This window comes from Lacticaseibacillus manihotivorans DSM 13343 = JCM 12514, assembly GCF_001435035.1.
Lineage (GTDB): Bacteria > Bacillota > Bacilli > Lactobacillales > Lactobacillaceae > Lacticaseibacillus > Lacticaseibacillus manihotivorans.
The window spans coordinates 1-344 of sequence record NZ_AZEU01000070.1 but is presented as its reverse complement, the minus strand read 5'-3'; the positions used below and the strand labels follow the sequence as shown (position 1 = coordinate 344).

Sequence of the window (344 nt, the reverse complement as noted above, 5' to 3'; positions counted from 1 at the left end):
TAGTTAGAAGCAAGATGAATCACCACACGACGGGCGTGCCAAGTAATCCTACCGGCGATGTGAAAGAGACTGAACCGTAGCGAGGAGATGGTTGAACGACGGTCTTCCGAGACAAAGAGCTGTTTAAAGAGCTGAACCAGGTTATAGGCAATACCGGTGATCAAGGCTCGTGCAGTGTTCCGTGCAAAAGTTGAGCTGTCTGTTTTGTCAAAGCCAAACCCGCATTTCAGCTCCTTAATTTGGTTCTCAGCATTGCCCCGCTGTCTATAGGTCTTGAACAAAGTCTCTGGAGCCTCGGAGGCCAGGCTGGTCACTACGAATGCGTGGTTCCAGGGAACTAGCTC

At 50.6% G+C, this 344-nt stretch carries 1 protein-coding gene; it reads right to left on the bottom strand.

Annotation, left to right across the window (positions count from 1 at the left end; genetic code table 11):
- Positions 1–344: transposase (locus tag FD01_RS03950; protein ID WP_338043354.1), on the bottom strand; the 344-nt coding region annotated here is incomplete at both ends.